General features: G+C 67.5%; 23 protein-coding genes. 15 read left to right on the top strand and 8 right to left on the bottom strand.

Annotated elements, in window-relative coordinates; all coding sequences use genetic code 11:
- Positions 1–7: 7 nt before the first annotated feature.
- Together OH686_RS13540 and OH686_RS13545 are read right to left on the bottom strand one after the other, a co-directional pair.
- Complete coding sequence (locus OH686_RS13540) at positions 8–250, bottom strand: TIGR02647 family protein (protein ID WP_137974637.1); 243 nt, start codon at positions 248–250, stop codon at positions 8–10.
- 81 nt (positions 251–331) lie between these two features.
- The gene (locus tag OH686_RS13545) at positions 332–616 is read right to left on the bottom strand and encodes a hypothetical protein (protein ID WP_289533219.1); all 285 of its coding nucleotides are present in this window, start codon (positions 614–616) and stop codon (positions 332–334) included.
- Positions 617–746: 130 nt separating this feature from the next.
- On the opposite strand from OH686_RS13545, the gene OH686_RS13550 reads away from it, so the two are divergent.
- Positions 747–1,406: a glutathione S-transferase gene (locus OH686_RS13550; protein WP_289533221.1), complete on the top strand. Its 660-nt coding sequence runs from the start codon at positions 747–749 to the stop codon at positions 1,404–1,406.
- Between the two features lie 2 nt (positions 1,407–1,408).
- Here the strand turns inward: OH686_RS13550 and OH686_RS13555 are convergent, their stop codons facing one another.
- The 4 genes from OH686_RS13555 to argH all read right to left on the bottom strand — a co-directional run bounded on the left by OH686_RS13555 (position 1,409) and on the right by argH (position 4,426).
- A complete protein-coding gene (locus tag OH686_RS13555; protein ID WP_289533223.1) occupies positions 1,409–2,161 on the bottom strand; it encodes an endo alpha-1,4 polygalactosaminidase in 753 nt (250 codons plus the stop codon).
- A gap of 84 nt (positions 2,162–2,245) precedes the next feature.
- Entirely contained in the window at positions 2,246–2,725 is a 480-nt protein-coding gene (locus OH686_RS13560) for a GNAT family N-acetyltransferase (RefSeq protein ID WP_289538963.1), read from the bottom strand.
- A gap of 19 nt (positions 2,726–2,744) precedes the next feature.
- Positions 2,745–3,005, bottom strand: a complete 261-nt coding sequence (locus OH686_RS13565) for a hypothetical protein (protein WP_289533225.1) — start codon at positions 3,003–3,005, stop codon at positions 2,745–2,747.
- A 26-nt stretch (positions 3,006–3,031) separates the two neighbouring features.
- Entirely contained in the window at positions 3,032–4,426 is a 1,395-nt protein-coding gene (gene argH, locus OH686_RS13570) for an argininosuccinate lyase (RefSeq protein WP_289533227.1), read from the bottom strand.
- A 207-nt stretch (positions 4,427–4,633) separates the two neighbouring features.
- On the opposite strand from argH, the gene OH686_RS13575 reads away from it, so the two are divergent.
- The 8 genes from OH686_RS13575 (at position 4,634) to rsd (ending at position 11,930) form a co-directional block, all read left to right on the top strand.
- Positions 4,634–5,716 carry a sensor histidine kinase gene (locus OH686_RS13575; RefSeq protein ID WP_289533229.1) on the top strand — a complete coding sequence of 361 codons (1,083 nt, stop codon included), beginning with the start codon at positions 4,634–4,636 and terminating at the stop codon, positions 5,714–5,716.
- Entirely contained in the window at positions 5,713–6,462 is a 750-nt protein-coding gene (locus OH686_RS13580) for a LytR/AlgR family response regulator transcription factor (RefSeq protein WP_137974642.1), read from the top strand. Before OH686_RS13575 ends, OH686_RS13580 begins: the two co-directional genes overlap by 4 nt.
- Positions 6,463–6,554: 92 nt before the next feature.
- On the top strand, positions 6,555–7,487 hold the full coding sequence (gene hemC, locus OH686_RS13585) for a hydroxymethylbilane synthase (RefSeq protein WP_289533231.1): 933 nt from the start codon (positions 6,555–6,557) through the stop codon (positions 7,485–7,487).
- Positions 7,484–8,266, top strand: a complete 783-nt coding sequence (locus OH686_RS13590; protein WP_289533233.1) for a uroporphyrinogen-III synthase — start codon at positions 7,484–7,486, stop codon at positions 8,264–8,266. Before hemC ends, OH686_RS13590 begins: the two co-directional genes overlap by 4 nt.
- Positions 8,267–8,280: 14 nt before the next feature.
- Positions 8,281–9,426 carry a uroporphyrinogen-III C-methyltransferase gene (locus OH686_RS13595; RefSeq protein ID WP_289533235.1) on the top strand — a complete coding sequence of 382 codons (1,146 nt, stop codon included), beginning with the start codon at positions 8,281–8,283 and terminating at the stop codon, positions 9,424–9,426.
- Positions 9,423–10,655 (top strand): heme biosynthesis HemY N-terminal domain-containing protein, encoded by a 1,233-nt coding sequence (locus OH686_RS13600; protein WP_289533237.1) that lies wholly within the window; start codon positions 9,423–9,425, stop codon positions 10,653–10,655. The genes OH686_RS13595 and OH686_RS13600 overlap by 4 nt, the downstream gene beginning before the upstream one ends.
- Positions 10,656–10,776: 121 nt before the next feature.
- Positions 10,777–11,268: a disulfide bond formation protein B gene (locus OH686_RS13605; RefSeq protein ID WP_137974646.1), complete on the top strand. Its 492-nt coding sequence runs from the start codon at positions 10,777–10,779 to the stop codon at positions 11,266–11,268.
- A 185-nt stretch (positions 11,269–11,453) separates the two neighbouring features.
- Positions 11,454–11,930, top strand: a complete 477-nt coding sequence (rsd, locus tag OH686_RS13610) for a sigma D regulator (protein ID WP_137974647.1) — start codon at positions 11,454–11,456, stop codon at positions 11,928–11,930.
- Positions 11,931–11,994: 64 nt separating this feature from the next.
- On the opposite strand, the gene OH686_RS13615 is transcribed toward rsd, so the two are convergent.
- The gene (locus OH686_RS13615) at positions 11,995–12,633 is read right to left on the bottom strand and encodes an FKBP-type peptidyl-prolyl cis-trans isomerase (protein WP_289533239.1); all 639 of its coding nucleotides are present in this window, start codon (positions 12,631–12,633) and stop codon (positions 11,995–11,997) included.
- Between the two features lie 116 nt (positions 12,634–12,749).
- On the opposite strand from OH686_RS13615, the gene OH686_RS13620 reads away from it, so the two are divergent.
- Entirely contained in the window at positions 12,750–13,928 is a 1,179-nt protein-coding gene (locus OH686_RS13620) for an AlgP family protein (RefSeq protein WP_289538966.1), read from the top strand.
- On the opposite strand, the gene OH686_RS13625 is transcribed toward OH686_RS13620, so the two are convergent.
- Positions 13,925–14,368, bottom strand: coding sequence for a TIGR02444 family protein (locus OH686_RS13625; protein WP_289533241.1), 444 nt, complete (start codon positions 14,366–14,368; stop codon positions 13,925–13,927). The two genes, OH686_RS13620 and OH686_RS13625, sit on opposite strands and share 4 nt — an antisense overlap.
- Before the next feature lie 50 nt (positions 14,369–14,418).
- On the opposite strand from OH686_RS13625, the gene OH686_RS13630 reads away from it, so the two are divergent.
- The 5 genes from OH686_RS13630 to OH686_RS13650 all read left to right on the top strand — a co-directional run bounded on the left by OH686_RS13630 (position 14,419) and on the right by OH686_RS13650 (position 20,096).
- Positions 14,419–16,332 carry an ATP-binding cassette domain-containing protein gene (locus OH686_RS13630; RefSeq protein WP_289533243.1) on the top strand — a complete coding sequence of 638 codons (1,914 nt, stop codon included), beginning with the start codon at positions 14,419–14,421 and terminating at the stop codon, positions 16,330–16,332.
- Positions 16,332–16,871, top strand: coding sequence for a mechanosensitive ion channel family protein (locus OH686_RS13635; RefSeq protein ID WP_289533245.1), 540 nt, complete (start codon positions 16,332–16,334; stop codon positions 16,869–16,871). Before OH686_RS13630 ends, OH686_RS13635 begins: the two co-directional genes overlap by 1 nt.
- A gap of 34 nt (positions 16,872–16,905) precedes the next feature.
- Positions 16,906–17,664, top strand: a complete 759-nt coding sequence (locus OH686_RS13640; RefSeq protein ID WP_289533247.1) for a TerC family protein — start codon at positions 16,906–16,908, stop codon at positions 17,662–17,664.
- Between the two features lie 73 nt (positions 17,665–17,737).
- On the top strand, positions 17,738–18,370 hold the full coding sequence (rhtB, locus tag OH686_RS13645; RefSeq protein ID WP_289533249.1) for a homoserine/homoserine lactone efflux protein: 633 nt from the start codon (positions 17,738–17,740) through the stop codon (positions 18,368–18,370).
- Between the two features lie 109 nt (positions 18,371–18,479).
- Positions 18,480–20,096, top strand: coding sequence for an FTR1 family protein (locus OH686_RS13650; protein ID WP_289533251.1), 1,617 nt, complete (start codon positions 18,480–18,482; stop codon positions 20,094–20,096).
- Positions 20,097–20,098 lie beyond the last annotated feature (2 nt).

Raw genomic sequence — 20,098 nt, forward strand, 5'->3', positions numbered from 1 at the left:
CTGGCTCTCAGGCCGGCTGGGGGCAGAGGATGGTCAGCAGCGCCTGCGCATGTTCGGCGGCATCCAGGCCCAGGCTGGTCAGGTAGCCGCCATCGGCCTGGGTCACCAGGCCCTTCTCGTGCAGGCGGGTGATGGCCATCTGGGCGCGGTTGGAGGCGTTGTTGTGCACCTTGAGCCCTTCCTGGTGGTTGTCCAGGTTGTACAGGGCGAGGATTTCCAGTTCGGCGATCAGTTCGGGGGTGTAGGCCATGGCGACTCCGGCTTGTTGTTGTAAGTACGCCGTGCGTGGCAGCACGGCGGGAGAATCGGTCCTGCCAGTGTAGTCCGCCGTTCAGTCTTGGTCCGCCTGCTCGGGAAGATCGGGCAGGGCGCGCAGGGCCTGTTCGTACCAGGCGCCATCGAAGGGGCGGTCGTCGCGCAGCATGGCGTCGATCTCGTGGGCCAGCACCAGGGCCATCAGCTCGAGGATCTCCTCGCGCTCGTAACCCACCAGGGTCAGCTTGTTGTAGACCGCCTTGGCCGCCGGCGGGTTGCCGGTCTCCAGCTGGTTCTCGATGGCCTGGGTCAGGGTTGCTTCGGCGAAGGCTTCTTCGTCGTTATCGTCGTGCTCGCTCATGGCGACTCCTCGGTTGCTGATCGGCAGTGTGCCACGGCCTGCCCGTTGCTGTGCCATTCAGCCGTCTGATGAAGCTTCCCCGCTAGCCCCGGCCGGCTATAACTGGGTTTTCCCTGCCCGGTAGCGACCCATGCTCAGACTCCACGGATTTGCCGTCAGCAACTACTACAACATGGTTCATCTGGCTTTGCTGGAGAAGGGCCTGGCGTTCGATACCGCCACCGTCTACGGCTGTCAGGACGAGACCTTCCTCGCCATGAGTCCCCGCGGCAAGGTGCCGGTGCTGCAGACCGAGCACGGCTACATCAGCGAGACCAGCGCCATCCTCGACTACCTGGAAGAGCTAGGCGAAGGCCGCCCGCTGCTGCCGGCCGAACCCTATGCGCGGGCCCAGGTGCGGGCGCTGGTGAAGGAGATCGAGCTGTACATCGAGCTGCCGGCGCGCAGTTGCTACCCGGAGGCGTTCTTCCGCAACCCGGTGGACCCGGCGATCAAGGACAAGGCACGCGGCGAGCTGCTGGCCGGCATCGCCACGCTCAAGCGCCACGGTCGCTTCGCGCCCTATGTGGCCGGCGAGCAGTTCAGCCTGGCCGACCTGTACTTCCTCTACAGCATCGACCTGGCGGCGGCGGTTGGGCAGAAGGTGTTCGGCCTGGACCTGCTGGCCGACTTCCCGGCCGCCCGTGCGTTGCTGGAGCGGCTGCAGCAGAATCCGCACGTGCAGATGATCGCCGCCCAGAAGGAAGCCGGCATGCCCGGCTTCATGGCCTTCCTCAAGAGCAAGGGCTGAGGTCAGGGACAGGCCTTGCCGGTCCCCTTCAGGTCCAGATTGAAGAACTGCAGGCGGAATCCCGAGGTCTTGGCGCTGCTGCATAGCTTGGCGTTGTAGGCCCGGTACTCGGCGATGAGGATCGGCTTGCCCTGCCGGCGCATGGCCGCGTAACCGCCGCATTCCTTGTACTGGTAGCAGCTCTCGTTGACGGCGAAGTCGAAGTGATCGGCCAGCTGCGGCAGCAGGTCGACGGCGTTCTTTAGGCCGATACTGAGGTTGCGCTTGTGCGCCTCGCCGGCCAGCCAGCGGTTGAAGCTGATCTGCTGCGCCTTGGTCAGCTTGAGACCGTTGTCGTTGGCGTAGCCGTCCACGTTGTCCGGGTCGACGCCGTTGCAACCCTTGCCACGCGCCAGGTCCAGGCGTTTGGCCAGCAGTGCGCGCACATCGTTGCGGCGGTAGTCCAGCCAGCGCTCACCCGGCCACTCCGGCAGCGGCTTGCCAATGGCGGCCTTGGGGTAGAGCTTGGCGTCGCTGCGCCAGTCTTCCCAGGTGCCGGCGCTGAAGTAGCAGATGACGATGCGGCCCTGAGCTTTGAGCGTGGTGATGGTCTGCTTGGGCGTGTCGTACAGGTCGATGTCGTAGACCTGACGATTGGGCTTCTGCAGCGTGCCGTTGAGTTGCAGGTGCCAACTGGCGTTGGCGGGAATAGCCAGCGGCGTGGCCCAGGTGAGGGTGGTGGCCAGTAGAGCGAGCAGGGCGAGTAGTGGGCGCATGGGTACAGCCTGAGTGGCGCGAGAACTGGCGGCCAACATACGCGAGCCGGATTGGCGCCCCAAGTGCAGGGCGCCGGACGGTTGTCAGCCGGCGGCGAAGTCGAGCAGGGCCTGGCCGGTCAGGCGGTAGCAGACCCAGTCGTCCTTGGGACGGGCGCCGAAGGCTTCGTAGAACTCCATGGCTGGGGTGTTCCAATCCAGCACCGCCCATTCCATGCGCCCGCAGCCCTTGGTCACGGCCAGCTGGGCCAGGTGCCGCAGCAGCGCCTTGCCGGCGCCGAGCTTGCGGTGCTCGGGCGCGACGTAGAGGTCTTCCAGGTAGATGCCGTGCTTGCCCAGCCAGGTCGAGTAGCTGAAGAAATACACGGCGAAGCCGACCGGGACGCCATCCTGCTCGCAGATCAGGCCGTGGGTGGTGCTGCCTTCGCCGAACAGGCTGTCGCGGATGCCGGCCACGTCGGTTTTCACCTCGTGCTCGGCCTTCTCGTAGATGGCCAGGTCGGTGATGAAGCGCAGGATCAGTGCGGCGTCGTCGGCGGTGGCGGGGCGAATATGCAGGCTCATGGACAGGTTCTCGAAGTGTTCAGCCATTGCGAATGATCAGGCCGGCAATCAGGCCGACCAGACAGATAAAGCCGAGGGCGATGATCCAGACGTTGCGCGGTACATCCGGATCGGCCTGGCGCAGGGGCTGACGCGGATGGCGGCCCAGCGTCAGCAGGCGCAGGGCAAGCCAGCCCAGGGCATAGCAGAGCTGGAGGAAGAGCCATTCGAGCAGGCCCTGGATCAGCCCAAGGACCAGCCACCTGAGCAGCGCGCCCAGGCCATGCAGCAGTGCATCCATCGGAAGTCCCTTTCCCGGTGTGGCGATCAGCGCGTCGCCAGCAGTTCCTTGCCGCGGGCCACGGCGGCGCGGACCTGGTTCGGCGCGGTGCCGCCGATATGGTCGCGGGCGTTGACCGAGCCTTCCAGGGTCAGCACGGCGAATACGTCGTCGCCGATCTGGTCGCTGAACTGGCGCAGTTCGTCGAGGCTCATCTCGGCCAGGTCCTTGCCGCTGTCGACACCGTACTTCACGGCGTGGCCGACGATCTCGTGGCAGTCGCGGAAGGGCAGACCCTTGCGCACCAGGTAGTCGGCCAGGTCGGTGGCGGTGGAGAAGCCGCGGCGGGCCGCCTCGCGCATGATCTCGCGCTTGGGCTTGATCGCCGGAACCATGTCGGCGAAGGCACGCAGGCTGTCGCGCAGGGTATCGGCGGCGTCGAACAGCGGTTCCTTGTCTTCCTGGTTGTCCTTGTTGTAGGCCAGCGGCTGGCCCTTCATCAGGGTCAGCAGGCCGGTCAAGGCGCCGAACACGCGGCCGGTCTTGCCGCGCACCAGTTCCGGCACGTCCGGGTTCTTCTTCTGCGGCATGATCGAGGAGCCGGTGCAGAAGCGGTCGGGCAGGTCGATGAACTGGAACTGCGCCGAGGTCCACAGCACCAGCTCTTCGGAGAAGCGCGACAGGTGCATCATGGCCAGGGAGGCGGCGGCGCAGAATTCGATGGCGAAGTCGCGATCGGACACGCCGTCCAGCGAATTGCCGCCGACCTGGTCGAAGCCCAGCAGCTCGGCGGTGATCTCGCGGGCGATGGGGTAGGTGGTGCCGGCCAGGGCGGCCGAGCCCAGCGGCATGCGGTTGACCCGCTTGCGGCAGTCGACCAGACGCTCGTAATCGCGGCTGAGCATTTCGAACCAGGCCAGCAGATGGTGGCCGAAAGTCACCGGCTGGGCGGTCTGCAGGTGGGTGAAGCCGGGCATGATGGTGTCCGCTTCGGCTTCGGCCAGGCCGAGCAGGCCCTGCTGCAGGCGGGTGACTTCGCCGAGGATCAGGTCGATTTCGTCGCGCAGCCACAGGCGGATGTCGGTGGCCACCTGGTCGTTGCGGCTACGGCCGGTATGCAGCTTCTTGCCGGTGACGCCGATGCGATCGGTCAGGCGCGCCTCGATGTTCATGTGCACGTCTTCCAGATCGACGCGCCAGTCGAACTGGCCGGCCTCGATCTCGCCCTGGATCTGCTTGAGGCCGGCCTCGATGGCGTCACGCTCGTCCGCGGTCAGCACGCCGACCTTGGCCAGCATGGTGGCGTGGGCGATGGAGCCCATGATGTCGTGGCGATAGAGGCGCTTGTCGAAGTCGACGGAGGCGGTGAAGCGGGCGACGAAGGCGTCGACGGGCTCGCTGAAGCGGCCGCCCCAGGACTGGTTGGTCTTCTCAAGGCTCATGGCAGAACTCGCGGGACTGGGCAGGCGCGGCGCCTGCGAAACGGACAAAGTGTGCCGATAATAACAGCCTTGCCGGGAAAACCGAGGCCGCGCCGATCTGCAGGGCGCGTCACAGTTTTCAGCGCGAGGCGGCATTTGGGCACCCGTTTTAGCCCGGCCGGAGCGCTCTGGCTTGCCGCCCCAGGGGCACACAAGGAAACTGCGCGGATGAAAATCCACTGGTTCAACAACGGGCGCACCCTCGCCCCGGACGACGATTTCTTCCTGCCGGAGCTGTGCGAGCCCGAGGCGCTGCTCAGCCTGGTGCTGCTGGCCGAGCTGCTGGTGCTGGTGCTGGTGCTGTCCGAGCCGATGCAGCCGGGCTTCAACTGGGTGCGTCTGGCGCTGACCTCGCTGTTCGTGCAGTGGATAGTGCTGCTCTCCGCCGCGCTGCTGTGCCGCCTGCGCCCGCTGCTGGCGCGGCTGCGCGCGGCCCTGGCCGGCACTCTGTGCTGCGCCCTGGTGGTGGGGCTGTCGCTGGGCTGCACGGCGGTGGCCGACTACTACGAGCTGGGCGGGCCGCTGCCGCGCGATGGCGAGGTCAACCTGTACCTGCGCCATGCGCTGATCAGCCTGATCATGTCGGCCCTGCTGCTGCGCTACTTCTACCTGCAGAGCCAGTGGCGCAAGCAGCAGCAGGCGGAGCTGAAGGCGCGGATCGAGTCGCTGCAGGCGCGCATCCGCCCGCATTTTTTGTTCAATAGCCTGAACAGCATCGCCAGCCTGGTGGCCATCGACCCGCTCAAGGCCGAGCAGGCGGTGCTCGATCTGTCCGACCTGTTCCGCGCCAGTCTGGCCAAGCCCGGCACCCTGGTGGCCTGGGGCGATGAGCTGGAATTGGCGAAGAGATATCTGTCGATCGAGCACTATCGGCTCGGCGACCGGCTACAGTTGGATTGGCAGGTGGAAAACGTGCCGACGGACTTGCCGATCCCCCAGCTGACCCTACAACCGCTGCTGGAGAATGCGCTTATCTATGGCATCCAGCCGCGTATCGAGGGCGGTCTGGTACGGATCGAGGCGGATTACCGGGACGGGGTGTTCCAGCTCTGTGTGAGCAACCCCTACCAGGAAAGCGCCGAACAGCAGCCGTCGCGCGGCACCCACCAGGCACTGGTGAATATCGACGCGCGTCTGGCGGCACTTTTCGGCCCCGGCGCGAGTCTCAGCGTGGATCGCCGTGACGGGCGACACTTCACCTGTCTACGCTATCCTTGTTCGAGACTCATGCAGGAAGCCCGAGCAATATGAATGTGCTGATCGTCGATGACGAACCCCTTGCCCGCGAGCGACTGGCCCGCATGGTCGGTGAACTCGATGGCTACCGTGTCCTCGAGCCCTCGGCCAGCAATGGTGAAGAGGCTCTGACGCTGATCGACAGCTTGCGGCCGGACGTGGTCCTGCTGGATATCCGCATGCCCGGCCTCGATGGCCTGCAGGTAGCGGCCAAGCTGTGCGAGCGCGAGGCGCCGCCGGCGGTGATCTTCTGCACCGCCCACGATGAATTCGCCCTGGAGGCCTTCGACGTCAGCGCCGTCGGCTATCTGGTCAAGCCGGTGCGGCCGGAGGCGCTGGCCGCCGCGCTGAAGAAGGCCGAGCGGCCCAACCGGGTGCAGCTCGCCGCCCTCACTCGCCCGTCCGGTGGCGACAACGGCGCCGGCCCGCGCAGCCATATCAGCGCGCGCACCCGCAAGGGCATCGAGCTGATTCCGCTGGAGCAGGTGATCTTCTTCATCGCCGATCACAAGTACGTGACCCTGCGCCACGAGGGTGGCGAGGTGCTGCTGGACGAGCCGCTGAAGGCGCTGGAGGACGAGTTCGGTGAGCGCTTCGTGCGCATCCACCGCAACGCCCTGGTTGCCCGCGAGCGCATCGAGCGCCTGCAGCGCACGCCGCTGGGGCATTTCCAGCTCTACCTCAAGGGCCTCGGTCCGGATGCCCTGACCGTCAGCCGGCGTCATGTGGCCGGCGTGCGCAAGCTGATGCACAGCCTGTAGCGCCGCACGCGAACGCCTGCGGCGATTGTGCCTGCGGGCGGGCGCTGGTCATCCTGTTATCATCCGCGGCAGTCCGCTTCCTGGAATTGCCCATGTCCCGCGAAATCCGCATCGCCACCCGTAAGAGCGCCCTGGCCCTGTGGCAGGCCGAGTACGTCAAAGCCCGTCTGGAGCAAGCCCATCCGGGGCTGACAGTCAGTCTGGTGCCCATGGTCAGTCGCGGCGACAAGCTGCTCGACGCGCCCCTGGCGAAAATCGGCGGCAAGGGCCTGTTCGTCAAGGAGCTGGAAACCGCCCTGCTGGAGCACGAGGCGGACATCGCCGTGCACTCCATGAAGGACGTGCCGATGGACTTCCCCGAAGGCCTCGGCCTGTTCTGCATCTGCGAGCGTGAAGACCCGCGCGACGCCTTCGTCTCCAATACCTACGACAGCCTCGACGCCCTGCCGGCCGGCAGCGTGGTCGGCACTTCCAGCCTGCGCCGCCAGGCCCAGCTGCTGGCGCGCCGGCCGGACCTGAAGATCCAGTTCCTGCGTGGCAATGTGAACACCCGCCTGGCCAAGCTGGATGCCGGCGAGTACGACGCCATCATTCTCGCCGCCGCCGGCCTGATCCGCCTCGGCTTCGAAGAGCGCATCCGCTCCTCGATCAGCGTCGACGACAGCCTGCCGGCCGGTGGCCAGGGCGCGGTGGGCATCGAATGCCGCAGCGCCGACAGCGAGATCCATGCCCTGCTGGCGCCGCTGCACCACGCCGAGACCGCCACCCGCGTAATCGCCGAGCGCGCGCTGAACAAGCGCCTCAATGGCGGCTGCCAGGTGCCCATCGCCTGCTATGCGCTGCTCGAAGGCGAGCAGATCTGGCTGCGCGGCTTGGTCGGCCAGCCCGATGGCGGCCTGCTGCTGCGCGCCGAAGGCCGCGGCACAGACGCCGAGGTGCTCGGCGTGCAGGTGGCCGAGCAACTGCTGGCCCAAGGCGCGGAAACCATCCTCAAGGCGGTCTATGGCGAGGCCGCTGGCGAGTGACGGGCTGGCGCCTGCTGCTGACCCGCCCGGCCGCCGAGTGCGAGGCCCTGGCCGCGACACTGGCCGAGGCGGGAGTGTTCAGCCGCAGCCTGCCGCTGCTGGAGACCGAAGCCCTGGCCGAGACGCCCGAGCAGCGCGCCACCATTCTTGATCTGCAGCGTTATTGCGCTGTGATCGTGGTCAGCAAGCCGGCGGCGCGCCTGGGCCTCGATCTGCTGGCCCGCCATTGCGCACAGCCGCCAAGCGGCCCGCGCTGGTTCAGCGTCGGCGCCGCCACCGCACAGATTCTCGACCAATATCTGCAGCCCCACGGCCTGCAAGCCAGTTGCCCGAGTGCGGGCGATGACAGCGAGGCGCTGCTGGCGCTGCCACAGCTGGACGAGGCGTTGCGGGTGCCGAACCCGCGGGTGCTGATCATGCGCGGCGAGGGCGGTCGTGAACTGATCGCCGAAACCCTGCGCCAGCGTGGCGTGCGCGTGGACTATCTGGAACTCTATCGCCGTATACGGCCTCAATACCCTGCCGGTACGCTGGCGCGAGTGATCGAGGAGTCACGGCTGAACGCCATGCTGGTCAGCAGCGCGCAAGGCCTGGACAACCTCCGCCAGCTGGCCGCCGATGCCTGGGCGGAGCTGGCTCGGCTACCCTTGCTGGTGCCCAGTCCGCGGGTGGCCGAGATGGCCCGCGCGGCGGGCGCACGGCAGGTCATCGATTGTCGCGGCGCCAGTGCTGCGGCTGTTCTGGCGGCCCTGCGCGCTACTCCGGCGCCGGCCCACTAGCAAAGGAAGGACACGTGAGCGAAACAGCCCCGCAGATCAGCGAACAGACCCCGCAAATCCCGGTCGATCAGCCGCCGCTGGCCGTCGCGCCCAAGGCCAAGGGCCGTGGCCCGGCCTGGCTGGCGCTGCTGGTTGGCCTGGCCGCCCTCGGTGCGGGTGGCTGGAGTGCCTGGCAGCTGTATCAGCAACAGGGCCAGGCCGCGCAACAGCTGGCGCAGCTCCGGCAAGCCGGCGAGGCCGCCCAAGAGCGGGTCAAGGCCAGCGAGGAGCACGTCGCCAAACGCCTGGCCGGCCTGCCCACGGCGGACGAACTGGCCACCCAGCGCGACCTGCTGGTGAGCCTGCAGGGCGAGCAGCAGCGCCTGGCCCAGAGCCTCTCCGGCCTGCTCGGCAAGAGCCGCGAGGACTGGCGCCTGGCCGAGGCCGAGCACCTGCTGCGCCTGGCCATGCTGCGCCTCAGCGCGTTGCAGGACGTGGACAGCGCCGTGGCCCTGGTGCAGGGCGCCGACGATATTTTGCGCGCACAGAACGATCCGCAGGCCTTCGCCGCCCGCGGCGAGCTGATCAAGGTGCTGGAGGCGCTGCGCAGCCTGCCCCAGGTGGACCGCAGCGGTCTGTTCCTGCAACTGGCCGCCCTGCGTGGCCAGGTTGCCCAGCTGCAGATGCTGGCCCCCGAATACATCCTGCCGGCGGAAGTGCAGAGCAGCGTCAACGCCAGCGACAGCAGTCGCTGGGAGGCGCTGTGGGAAGAGTTGTCGCGTTACGTGCGCATCGATTTGCATGCCGACCAGGACGTGCGTCCGCAGCTGGCCGGGCAGAGCCTGGCGCAGGTGCGCCTGACCCTGGCGCTGGCCCTGGAGCAGGCCCAGTGGGGCGCGCTGAATGGCGAGCAGGAGGTTTATCGCCAGGCCCTGGCCTCCGCCAGCGAGGTGCTGGACAGCTACTTCGATCGCGACAACCAGGCCGTGCAGGCCATGCAGAAACGCATCGGCGAGCTGAGCGGGCAGAAGGTGGTCGCCAGCATGCCCAAGCTGGATGACGCTCTGACCGGGCTGCAGGCCTATCTCAAGCGTCGCGAAGCCGCCGAGCTGATGCCCGAGACCGAAGCCGAGCCCGCGCTCGAACCCGATGTCGAGGCGATCGAGGAGGGCGGGCAATGATCCGGGCCGCTCTGCTGCTGATCCTGGTGGTGGCCGCCGCCACTGCGCTCGGCCTGGCCATCGTCGAACACAGCGGCTATGTGCTGATTGCCTGGAAGGGCCTGCGCTACGAGTCGAGCCTGTGGGTGTTCCTGCTGCTGATCGTGGTCGGCGTGCTGCTGCTGTGGACGCTGCGCTGGCTGGTGCGCCTGCTGCTGGTGTCCGGCGGGCTGGTCAATCCCTGGTCGCGCCGCCAGCGCGGCCGTCGTCAGCAACTGGCCGCCGACAAGGGCCTGCTCGACCTGATCGAGGGCCGCTGGGAGCGCGCCGTGCGTCATCTGCGCCTGGCCGCCGAAGGCGAGCGTCAGCCGCTGATGTACTACCTGGGTGCGGCACGCGCGGCGCACAAGCTGGGCCGTGTGGAGGAGAGCGAGGAGCTGCTGGAGCACGCCCTGCAGCGCCAGCCCCAGGCCGAGCTGGCGATCGCCCTGACCCATGCCGAGCTGCAGCGCGAGCAGGGCAATCTGCAGGGCGCGCTGGACACTCTGCAGGCCATGCGCGAGCGCCATCCGCGTCACCACCTGGTGCTGGAGCAGCTGCAGCGCACCCTGGTCGAACGCGGTGACTGGGCGGCGCTGCTCGACCTGCTGCCGGAGCTGCGCAAGACCAAGGTGCTGGAAGGCGAGGCGCTGGCCGAGCTGGAGCGCAAGGTGTGGATCGCCCGTCTGCAGGCTGCCGGCGAACAGGGGCTGAACCAGGGCGAGGTAGCCCTGCAGCCGCTCACCGTGGCTTGGCAGCAGCTGTCCTCGGCGCAGCGCCAGGATGCCGAATTGCTCCTGGCCTACGCCGGTCAGCTGCGTGCGCTGGGCGCTCAGGAAGAGGCCGAGGAGGTGCTGCGCAAAGCCCTCAAGCAGGGCTACGACGCGCGCCTGATGCGCCTCTACGGCCAGCTGCGCGGGCGCGATCCGGCGCGTCAGCTGCAGACCGCCGAGGGGCTGCTCAAGCAGCATCCGCAGGACCCGCTGCTGCTGCTCAGCCTGGGTCGCCTGTGCCTGCAGAACGGCCTGTGGGGCAAGGCCCGCGAGTATTTCGAGATCAGCCTGGAGTTCTCCCGCAGCGCCGAGACCTGTGCCGAGCTGGCGCGCCTGCTGGCCAGCCAGGGCGACGTCGAGGGCAGCAATCGCCTGCTGCAGGAGATGCTCTTGCTGCAGGGCCAGCGCCTGCCGCACCTGCCGCAACCCGCACACTAGCGGCCCGCCGCCCGGCTGACGTGCGGCGCCCTGTCGCTGACGGGGCGTCTGCCGGTGCCTTGAAAGGCCGGTCAGCTTTCCTCTACCGTAGGCGCCTTTCTCGCCCCGCATCGGAGTTCCCATGGCGCTGGCCACCCCGCGTTCCCTATTCCTGCTCGCCTTCCTCGGCTGCCTGGCCCTGATGGGCGGAGCCCTCTATCTGGAGCATGCGGTCGGCCTGAACCCCTGCCCGATGTGCATCGTCCAGCGCGTGTTCGTCATCCTCTTCGCCCTGGTCTGCCTGATCGCCGCCATCCATGGTCCGGCGCGCACCGGGCAGCGCGTGTACGCCGTGCTGGCCCTGCTGTTCGCCGCCGGCGGTGCCGGTACCGCGGCGCGCCAGGTGTGGCTGCAGAACGTGCCGGCCGATCAGCTGGAGGCCTGCCTGCCGAGTCTGGAGTTCATGATGGAGGCCCTGCCGCTGCAAGAAATCGTGCGCCTGGTGTTCCATGGCACCGCCGATTGCGCCGAAGTGACCTGGACCCTGTTCGGCCTGAGCGTGCCGGAGTGGAGCCTGCTGGCCTTCATCGGCATGATCCTGTTCGCGCTGTTCCAGCTGCTGCGTCGTCGCTGAAGCGCGTCTGATTTTTTCCGATCGGCATGACTTGATGCCCGCGTCGAGTGGGCATACTCTGGCCCTACGCTTCGCCAGTAATCCGCCGTTTTCGGCGAGGCATTCTCCGAGAACCCGCGAGCTGACAATAAAATGTCTCGGGGCTGGCGTATTCAGCATTCACCAGTAAGGGAAGTGAGGACATCATGCTCGAGAGCTGCCAGAACGCCCAGGAACGCTGGGGCGGTGTACACCAGCTGATCGACCGTTGGCTGCAGGAACGTCATGAGCTGGTGAGCGCTTTCGGTGGGCTCTGCGACAAGCCTCAGGGCGTCGCCAACAACACCCAGGACGTGCAGCGCTTCTGCGAAATTCTGGTGGACTATGTCTCCGCCGGGCACTTCGAGGTGTACGAGCAGCTCACCGTCGAGGCCAAGGCCTTCGGTGATCAGCGCGGCCTGGAACTGGCCAAGCAGATCTACCCGCGCATCGAAGCCATCACCGAAGTGGCGCTGGCCTTCAATGATCGCTGTGACAACGGCGACTGCCGCGACGCCGCCTCCCTCAATGCCGAACTGAAACGCCTCGGGCAGCTGCTGCACGAGCGCTTCGAGCTGGAAGACTGCCTGATCGAAGTGCTGCACAACTCCCATCAGCACCAGGTCACCGCGACTCCGCTCTGAATAGCGAGCCGCACAAAAAAAGCCGCCTCTTCAGGCGGCTTTTTTCATGGTCGGGCGATCACCATCAGTCGGCCACATCCAGCAGCTCCACCTCGAACACCAGAGGCGCGTTCGGCGGAATCAGATCGCCTGCGCCTTCCTCGCCATAGGCCTGCGCGGCGGGAATCACCACGCGCCAGCGCGCGCCGATCGGCATCTGCCGCAGCGCCGTTTGCCAGCCGGGAATCAGGGCGCTGAGACGGAACCATTGCGCGCCTTCGCTCTGGTCGAACAGGCTGCCATCGGCCAGCTCGCCGCGGTAATTCACCTTCACCCGACTGTTCGCCGATGGCTTGCGTCCACTGCCAGCACGTAGCTCGCGCACCAGTACGCCACCCTCCAGTTCGCGCACGCCGTACTGGGATTTTTCCTTGGCGAAGAAGCGCCCTTCGGCCATTCGCGCCTGCTCTTCGCGGCTCTGTGCCATGCGTTGTTCGTGGGCTTCGAGCAGGGCGTCGATGCGCTCCGGCGGCAGGCGCAGAGCCTCGCCGCGATAGGCCTGGCGCAGGCCCTGGAGCAGGGCATCCAGCGGTAGATCCGGTACTTCGCCGTGCAGTCTTTCGCCCAGTCGCGCGCCCAGGCTGTAGGCCAGATCCTCGTCCTGATTCGCGGCCGGCGACAGGGCGGGAAGCAGGCACAACAGCAACAACGAATGACGCAACATGGTGGAAGTCTCCGCAGAATTTTTCGGCGATTATGCCTGTTGCCGAAGCGGGTGCTAGCGACCGGCGAGTCAGCCGTCTAGTATGGGGAGCACCAACGTCCGTTAGGAGGCACGCCATGCCGACCAACAATAAGAAGTCCGTCAGCACCCCTTTGCATCTGCTTCAGCAACTCTCCCACAGCCTGCTCGAACATTTGGAAAAGGCCTGCGCGCAAGCTCTGGTCGACGCCGAAGAACTGCTCACCAAACTGGAAAAGCAGCGCGGCAAGGCGCAAGAAAAACTCCACGACACTCGCACCAAACTGCAGGACGCTGCCAAGGCCGGCAAGGCCAAGGCGCAGGATAAGGCCAAGGCCGCCGTGGCCGAACTGGAAGACCTGCTCGCCAGCCTCAAGACCCGTCAGGCCGAGACCCGCGCCTACATCGTGCAGCTCAAGCGCGATGCCCAGGAGAGCCTGAAGCTCGCCCAGGGCGTGGGCAAGGTACGTGAGGCGGCGAACAAGGCGCTCAGCAGCCGCGCCGTCGCCAAGACTGTCGTGAAGCCGGCAGCCAAACCGGCGGCTAAGAAGGCCGCCGCCAAACCCGTTGCCAAACCTGCCGCCAAGGCCGCTGCAAAACCTACTGCGAAACCGGCCGCTAAGCCTGCTGCAAAAGCCGCGGCCAAACCGGCCAGCAAAGCCGCTGCCAAACCTGCTGCCAAGACTGCGGCAAAACCGGCTGCCAAGCCGGCCGCGCAGAAGGCCGCCAGTGCGGCCCAACCCACCGCCAAGCCGGCAGCCAAACCAGCCGCTAAGCCTGCCGCCAAACCTGCTGCGAAGAGTACCGCCAAACCTGCGGCCAAGCCCGCTGCGAAGGCCGCAGCCAAACCGGCAGCCAAGCCAGCGGCGAAACCTGCCGCTAAACCGGCAGCCAAGGCCCCGGCTAAAGCTGCTGCCAAGGCTCCGGCCAAGGCCGCTGCCGCCAAGCCGGCCGCGAAGCCCGCAGCCAAACCGGCGGCCAAGGCTGCGGCGAAACCCGCTGCCAAGCCAGCGGCGGCCAAACCAGCAGCCAAGCCTGCAGTGAAAGCCGCGGCGAAGCCTGCCGCCAAACCGGCTGCAAAACCTGCGGCGAAACCCGCTGTGAAGAAGCCGGTCGCAGCCAAGCCGGCGGCCGCCAAACCTGCCGCCAAGCCGGTAGCCAAACCCGCGGCCAAGCTTGCAGCGGCGAAACCGGCCGCACCGGCCAGCGCAGCCACGCCGACCCCGGCGCCTGTCGCACCGGTCGCCGGCAACGGCACCACCCCGCCCGGCGTCTAAGCCGGGTTGGCCGCGGCGCGCAGCAGTTCGCGCGCGTCGCGGTCGCTGACCAGCTGCTCCAACCAGGCCACGGCTTCGTCCGTGGCCTGCCATTTCTGCGCTACCCCTTCCAGTCGCCTGAGCAGCTCCTGCTCGGCCTCCAGTTCCAGTGCCTTGACCTGCTCGCGCAGCCGCGCCTGGGCTGGGTCATTCACGCTGTCGGTCTTCCAGCCGCGCCGCAACTCGCGCAGCGGCTGCACTACCTGGCGTTGCCAGGGCACGGCGATACCGCGCAGCTGTTCGAGGCGCTGCGCGTCGCAGGCGACTCGCCGCCGCTCCAGCCACAGCGCGCAGAGCAGCAGGCAGACATCGGTACCTTCGTCCTGCAGGCGCAGACAGGTCCGTTCCACGCCGGGGCGCGCGTAGCAATAACTGGCAAAACTCCACAGGTCAGACGGCATGCGGCTCTCCGGGCTATGGTAGGGCGAAGCTGGTAGACTCCGCCGCCATCATGATTCGACTGCTCAATCTTACTCTGCAACGTGGTCCGCAACGCCTGCTCGAAGGCGCCGAGCTGACCCTGCACGCCGGCCAGAAGGTCGGCCTCATCGGTGCCAACGGCGCCGGCAAATCCAGCCTGTTCGCCCTGCTGCGCGGTGAGCTCGGCCCTGACGCCGGCGACTGCCTGCTGCCGGCCGACTGGCGCATCGCCCACATGCGCCAGGAGGTCGACAACCTCGAACGCCTGGCCACGGACTATGTGCTCGATGGCGACGCCCAGCTGCGTGCGATTCAGGCCGAGCTGAGCAAGGCCGAGGCGGCGCATGACGGCAGCGCCATCGCCCGCCTGCACACCGAACTGGACAATGCCCAGGGCTACACGGCCGATGCCCGTGCGCGCAAACTGCTGGCCGGCCTGGGCTTCACCGCCGAGCAGATGGACAAGCGTGTCGGCGATTTCTCCGGCGGCTGGCGCATGCGCCTCAACCTGGCCCAGGCGCTGATGTGCCCGTCCGAGCTGTTGCTGCTCGACGAGCCGACCAACCACTTGGACCTCGACGCCATCCTCTGGCTGGAGGAGTGGCTGAAGAGCTACCCAGGCACCCTGCTGCTGATCTCCCACGACCGCGACTTCCTCGATGCGGTGGTCGACCATGTGGCGCACCTGGAGCAGCAGAAGCTGACCCTCTACCGCGGCGGCTATTCGGCCTTCGAACGCACCCGCGCCGAACGCCTGGCCCAGCAGCAGCAGGCCTACGAGAAGCAGCAGGCGCAGCGCGCGCACATGGAAAAGTACATCGCCCGCTTCAAGGCCCAGGCCACCAAGGCGCGCCAGGCGCAGAGCCGGATCAAGGCCCTGGAGCGTCTGGAAGAGCTGGCGCCGGCGCATGTCGATTCGCCGTTCGACTTCGTCTTCCGCGAGGCGGACAAGGTCTCCAGCCCGCTGCTCAACCTGTCCGAGGCGCGCCTCGGCTATGGCGACAGGACGGTGCTGGACAAGGTCAAGCTGAGCCTCGCCCCCGGCGCGCGCATCGGCCTGCTCGGCCCCAACGGCGCCGGCAAGTCGACCCTGATCAAGACCCTGGCCGGCGATCTCACCGTGCTCGATGGCAGCCTGGCGCGCGGCGAGAACCTGGCCATCGGCTACTTCGCCCAGCACCAGCTCGATGCCCTCGATCCCAAGGCCAGCCCGTTGCTGCACGTGCAACGCCTGGCACCGAGCGAGCGCGAGCAGACCCTGCGCGACTTCCTCGGCGGCTTCGACTTCCGCGGCCCGCGCTGCGACGAGCCGGTGCTGAACTTCTCCGGTGGTGAGAAGGCGCGCCTGGCCCTGGCCCTGATCGCCTGGCAGAAGCCCAACCTGCTGCTGCTCGACGAACCGACCAACCACCTGGACCTGGAGATGCGCCTGGCGCTGACCATGGCCCTGCAGGACTTCGCCGGCGCCGTGCTGGTGGTGTCACACGATCGCCACCTGCTGAAGAGCACCACCGACGAGTTCATGCTGGTCGCCGATGGCCGCATCCAGCCGTTCGACGGCGATCTCAACGATTACGCCCGCTGGCTCATCGACTTCCGTGCCCGCCAGCAGCCGCAGAGCGCGGCGACTGCGCCGAGCGCGGACAAGACCGACAAGCGCGCCCAGCGCCAGGCCGCCGCCGCCCTGCGCCAGCAGCTCGCTCCGCACAAGCGCGAGGCGGAGAAGCTGGAGAAGGAACTGGGCAAGGTCCACGACAAGCTCGCCGCCATCGAGGAGCGGCTCGGCGATAGCGGCCTGTACGAGGCGGCGCGCAAGGACGAGCTGCGTGAACTGCTGGCCGAGCAGGCGCGTCTGAAGGGAGTCGAGGCCGAGCTGGAAGAGTCATGGCTGCTGGCCCTGGAAACCCTCGAAGAGCTGCAGCGCCAACTGGAGGAGGCCGACTGATGGAGGAGCTGGATCTGCTCGCCGCCTGGCGCGAGCCGCTGGTGGTCGCCGCGCAGATACTGCTGATCCTGTGTCTGGCCTGGTTGGCGCAGCGCATCGTGACCCGCGGCATCACCCGTCTGGATGCCCGCTACACGCTGCTGCCGACGGAGATCCTGCTGCCGCTGCGCGGCCTGTTGCGCTGGCTGATTGTCGGCAGCGCTGCGATGCTGGTGCTGGAGCGTCTGGGCGTGTCCGCCGAGGTGCTGTGGGCGGCACTGACCGGCTTCGCTGCCGTTGCCGCGGTGGCCTTCTTCGCCATCTGGAGCGTGCTCTCCAACATGTTCTGCGCCCTGCTGATCTTCAGCATGGGCCCGTTCCGCATCGGCGATACGGTCGAGTTGCTCGACGGCGGCGACAAGCCCGGCATCAAGGGCCGGGTGCTCGGCGTCAACCTGTTCTACACCACCCTGGAAGACCACGGCGCGGACGCCAGCGGCGGCCTGCTGCAGGTGCCCAACAGCCTGTTCTTCCAGAAGACCGTGCGCCGCTGGCGCTGAACTCCTTCTCTCACTCTCTCGGAGCATCCCGCAGATGGAATGGCTGACCAGCCCGGAAATCTGGGTCGCGTTTCTGACCCTGACCGCCTTGGAAATCGTCCTCGGCATCGACAACATCATCTTCATCTCGATCCTGGTCAGCCGCCTGCCGGCGGCTCAGCAGCCGAAGGCGCGCTTCTTCGGCCTAGCCCTGGCGATGGGCACGCGCATCCTGCTGCTGCTGTCGATCACCTGGGTCATGCAGCTCACCAATGACCTGTTCCACCTGTTCGGCCAGGGCATTTCCGGGCGTGACCTGATCCTGTTCTTCGGCGGCCTGTTCCTGCTGTTCAAGAGCACCATGGAGATCTTCCACAGCCTGGAGGGTGCCGAAGAGGCCCAGCAGAACGGCGGCAAGGCCCGTGGCTTTATGGGCATCATCATCCAGATCGCCATCATCGACATCGTCTTCAGCCTGGACTCGGTGATCACCGCCGTCGGCCTAGTGCAGCACGTGCCGGTGATGGTCGCCGCCATCGTCATCTCGGTCCTGGTGATGATGCTGTCCGCCAGCACCATCAGCTCGTTCATCGACAAGCATCCGTCGCTGAAGATCCTCGCCCTGTCGTTCCTCATCGTGGTCGGCACGGTGCTGATCGCCGAGGCCTTCGAGGTCCACGTGCCGAAGGGCTACGTCTACTTCGCCATGGCCTTCTCCCTGGCCGTGGAGGCGATCAACATCCGCATCCGCGGCGCCATGGCGCGGCGCAGGGACAGCGAACCGGTACAGTTGCGCAAGGGTTCGCCGGACTGACTGATACTGTGCAGCGTTGAAGCGGAGGGGTAGGCTGAAAGGCCTGCCCCTTTTGCTTTCCGAGGTACTCGCCATGGCTCTCGACACCTGGCTCGCTTTCTTCGTCGCCTGCTGGGTGATCAGCCTGTCGCCGGGCGCCGGCGCCATCGCCTCGATGTCCAGCGGCCTGCAGTACGGCTTCTGGCGCGGCTACTGGAACGCCCTCGGCCTGCAGATCGGCCTGGCCCTGCAGATCGCCATCGTCGCCGCCGGCGTCGGCGCCATTCTCTCCGCTTCGGCCCTGGCCTTCAGCCTGATCAAGTGGTTCGGCGTGGCCTACCTGGTGTGGCTGGCCATCGCCCAGTGGCGCGCGCTGCCCAGCGACCTGGCCACCGGCGCCGCCGAACGCCCCATCGGTCGGCCGCTGACCCTGGTGCTGCGTGGCTTCCTGGTCAACGCCAGCAACCCCAAGGCGGTGGTGTTCATGCTCGCCGTGCTGCCGCAGTTCATCCATCCGCAGGAGCCGCTGCTGCCGCAGTACCTGATCATGGGCGTGACCATGATCCTGGTCGATCTGATCGTCATGGCCGGCTACACCGGCCTGGCCTCCCGCGTGTTGCGCGCCCTGCGCACGCCGCGCCAGCAGCGCCTGATGAACCGCACCTTCGCCGGTCTGTTCGTCGGCGCCGCCGCGTTGCTGGCCACGGTCCGCCGCGCCCCGGTGTAAGCGACTCGAACAGACTGTTCGAGCTGTTGTTACAGGATGTGTCGGTTTCTGCTTGAGTGAAGTCGTTAGCCAGGCAACAATTCGCATTCCGCTCTTCCGGGATGTCCCGATGTCTGCCCTCCGCCTCATGCGTTTCTGCCTGCTGCCCCTGCTCATACTGGGCAGCCTGTCTGCTCTGGCCCAGCCCGCCGTGCCGGCCATCACTCCCGATCCGGGCCGCGGCGCGCCGCTCTACGCACAGCACTGCGCCGTCTGCCACGGCGACGCCGGTGCCGGTGACGGCCCCGCCGCCCTAGGGCTGGAACCGCCGCCCGGCGATCTGCGCGACGCTGCGCGGCTGGACCGCCTGAGCCTGCACGACCTGTTCGTGGTGATCGGCCAGGGCAGGGACGGCAGCGACATGCCGGCCTTCGCCGACCAGCTGGACGAGCGCCAGCGCTGGGACCTGGCCAGCCATATCGCCGGTTTCTCCGCCGCGCCGGTGGCGGCCACGAGCAAGCCCTTCGCCCTGGCCGATCTGGCCGGCAAGACCCCGGCGGAAGTGGCCGCGAGTGATGGCGACGTAGCCGCCTTCCGCGCCCAGCGCGCCCATCCGCCGCTACAGCAGCGTGGTCCGGGCGAGCTGATCGAGCACACCCGCAGCACCCTGCAGCAGAGCCTGCAGGCCTATCGCGCCGGCGAGCACGAGCAGGCCTTCGACCTCTCCGTCGGCGCCTACCTGGAAGGTTTCGAGCTGGTCGAGGGTGCCCTCGACAACCTCGACCCGCAGCAGCGCAAAATCACCGAGAAGGCGCTGATGGCCTACCGGCAGGGACTGCAGGACGGCGTCACGCTGGCGCAGGCGGAGCAGGCCCTGGCCGTCGCCACGGCCGAGCTGGACAGGTCCGCCGCGCTGCTCGCCGACGGCGCGATGAGCGACTCGCTGAGCTTCTTTTCCAGCCTGCTGATCCTCCTGCGCGAAGGCCTGGAGGCGATCCTGGTGCTGGCGGCGATCCTCGCCTTCCTGCGCAACACCGGCCAGCAGCAGGCCGCGCGCAGCGTGCACATCGGCTGGGGCCTGGCATTGCTGGCCGGTTTCGCCACCTGGGCGGTGGCGGCCTACCTGATCGATATCAGCGGCGCCCAGCGCGAGCTGCTGGAAGGCGCCACCGCGTTGTTCGCCAGCGTGGTGCTGCTGTGGGTCGGCGTGTGGATGCACGACCGCCGGCATGCGGCGGCTTGGCAGGACTACATCAAGAGCAGCCTGGTCGGCGGCGGCGGGCGCTTCGGCTTCGCCGTGCTGGCGTTCTTCTCGGTGTACCGCGAGCTGTTCGAGGTCATCCTGTTCTACGAAACCCTGTGGCTGCAGGCCGGCCCCGCCGGCCATGGCATGGTCCTGGCCGGTGCCGCCAGCGCCCTGGTCGTGCTGCTCGGCCTGGCCTGGGTGATCCTGCGTGGCTCGCGCAAGCTGCCGCTGGCCGCCTTCTTCAGCGCCAACGCCGTGCTGCTCTGCGTGCTCTCGGTGGTGTTCGCCGGCCATGGCGTGGCGGCCCTGCAGGAGGCCGGCGTGCTCGGCACGCGGCCGGTGGCGTTCTTCGAGTTCGACTGGCTGGGCATCCACGCCGACGCCTGGAGCCTCTGCGCCCAGGCCCTCGCCCTGGCCGGCATCGCCGCGCTCTACGGGCGCAGCTGGTTGGGCGAGCGGCGCCGCGTGGCAGCGGCTACCATGCCGGCCTCGTCCGAATAAGA

This window comes from Pseudomonas sp. SO81, assembly GCF_030374125.1.
Lineage (GTDB): Bacteria > Pseudomonadota > Gammaproteobacteria > Pseudomonadales > Pseudomonadaceae > Aquipseudomonas.

Excerpts from the sequence above, each read along its gene's own strand:
- hemC (WP_289533231.1), top strand. The coding sequence starts at position 6,555 with ATGTCCCGCGAAATCCGCATCGCCACCCGTAAGAGCGCCCTGGCCCTG.
- OH686_RS13620 (WP_289538966.1), top strand. The coding sequence starts at position 12,750 with ATGCCGACCAACAATAAGAAGTCCGTCAGCACCCCTTTGCATCTGCTT.
- OH686_RS13580 (WP_137974642.1), top strand. The coding sequence starts at position 5,713 with ATGAATGTGCTGATCGTCGATGACGAACCCCTTGCCCGCGAGCGACTG.
- OH686_RS13615 (WP_289533239.1), bottom strand. The coding sequence starts at position 12,633 with ATGTTGCGTCATTCGTTGTTGCTGTTGTGCCTGCTTCCCGCCCTGTCG.
- OH686_RS13630 (WP_289533243.1), top strand. The coding sequence starts at position 14,419 with ATGATTCGACTGCTCAATCTTACTCTGCAACGTGGTCCGCAACGCCTG.
- rsd (WP_137974647.1), top strand. The coding sequence starts at position 11,454 with ATGCTCGAGAGCTGCCAGAACGCCCAGGAACGCTGGGGCGGTGTACAC.
- OH686_RS13605 (WP_137974646.1), top strand. The coding sequence starts at position 10,777 with ATGGCGCTGGCCACCCCGCGTTCCCTATTCCTGCTCGCCTTCCTCGGC.
- OH686_RS13565 (WP_289533225.1), bottom strand. The coding sequence starts at position 3,005 with ATGGATGCACTGCTGCATGGCCTGGGCGCGCTGCTCAGGTGGCTGGTC.
- OH686_RS13640 (WP_289533247.1), top strand. The coding sequence starts at position 16,906 with ATGGAATGGCTGACCAGCCCGGAAATCTGGGTCGCGTTTCTGACCCTG.
- OH686_RS13560 (WP_289538963.1), bottom strand. The coding sequence starts at position 2,725 with ATGAGCCTGCATATTCGCCCCGCCACCGCCGACGACGCCGCACTGATC.
- OH686_RS13540 (WP_137974637.1), bottom strand. The coding sequence starts at position 250 with ATGGCCTACACCCCCGAACTGATCGCCGAACTGGAAATCCTCGCCCTG.
- OH686_RS13635 (WP_289533245.1), top strand. The coding sequence starts at position 16,332 with ATGGAGGAGCTGGATCTGCTCGCCGCCTGGCGCGAGCCGCTGGTGGTC.
- OH686_RS13650 (WP_289533251.1), top strand. The coding sequence starts at position 18,480 with ATGTCTGCCCTCCGCCTCATGCGTTTCTGCCTGCTGCCCCTGCTCATA.
- rhtB (WP_289533249.1), top strand. The coding sequence starts at position 17,738 with ATGGCTCTCGACACCTGGCTCGCTTTCTTCGTCGCCTGCTGGGTGATC.
- OH686_RS13555 (WP_289533223.1), bottom strand. The coding sequence starts at position 2,161 with ATGCGCCCACTACTCGCCCTGCTCGCTCTACTGGCCACCACCCTCACC.
- OH686_RS13625 (WP_289533241.1), bottom strand. The coding sequence starts at position 14,368 with ATGCCGTCTGACCTGTGGAGTTTTGCCAGTTATTGCTACGCGCGCCCC.
- OH686_RS13545 (WP_289533219.1), bottom strand. The coding sequence starts at position 616 with ATGAGCGAGCACGACGATAACGACGAAGAAGCCTTCGCCGAAGCAACC.
- OH686_RS13575 (WP_289533229.1), top strand. The coding sequence starts at position 4,634 with ATGAAAATCCACTGGTTCAACAACGGGCGCACCCTCGCCCCGGACGAC.
- OH686_RS13600 (WP_289533237.1), top strand. The coding sequence starts at position 9,423 with ATGATCCGGGCCGCTCTGCTGCTGATCCTGGTGGTGGCCGCCGCCACT.
- OH686_RS13550 (WP_289533221.1), top strand. The coding sequence starts at position 747 with ATGCTCAGACTCCACGGATTTGCCGTCAGCAACTACTACAACATGGTT.
- argH (WP_289533227.1), bottom strand. The coding sequence starts at position 4,426 with ATGAGCCTTGAGAAGACCAACCAGTCCTGGGGCGGCCGCTTCAGCGAG.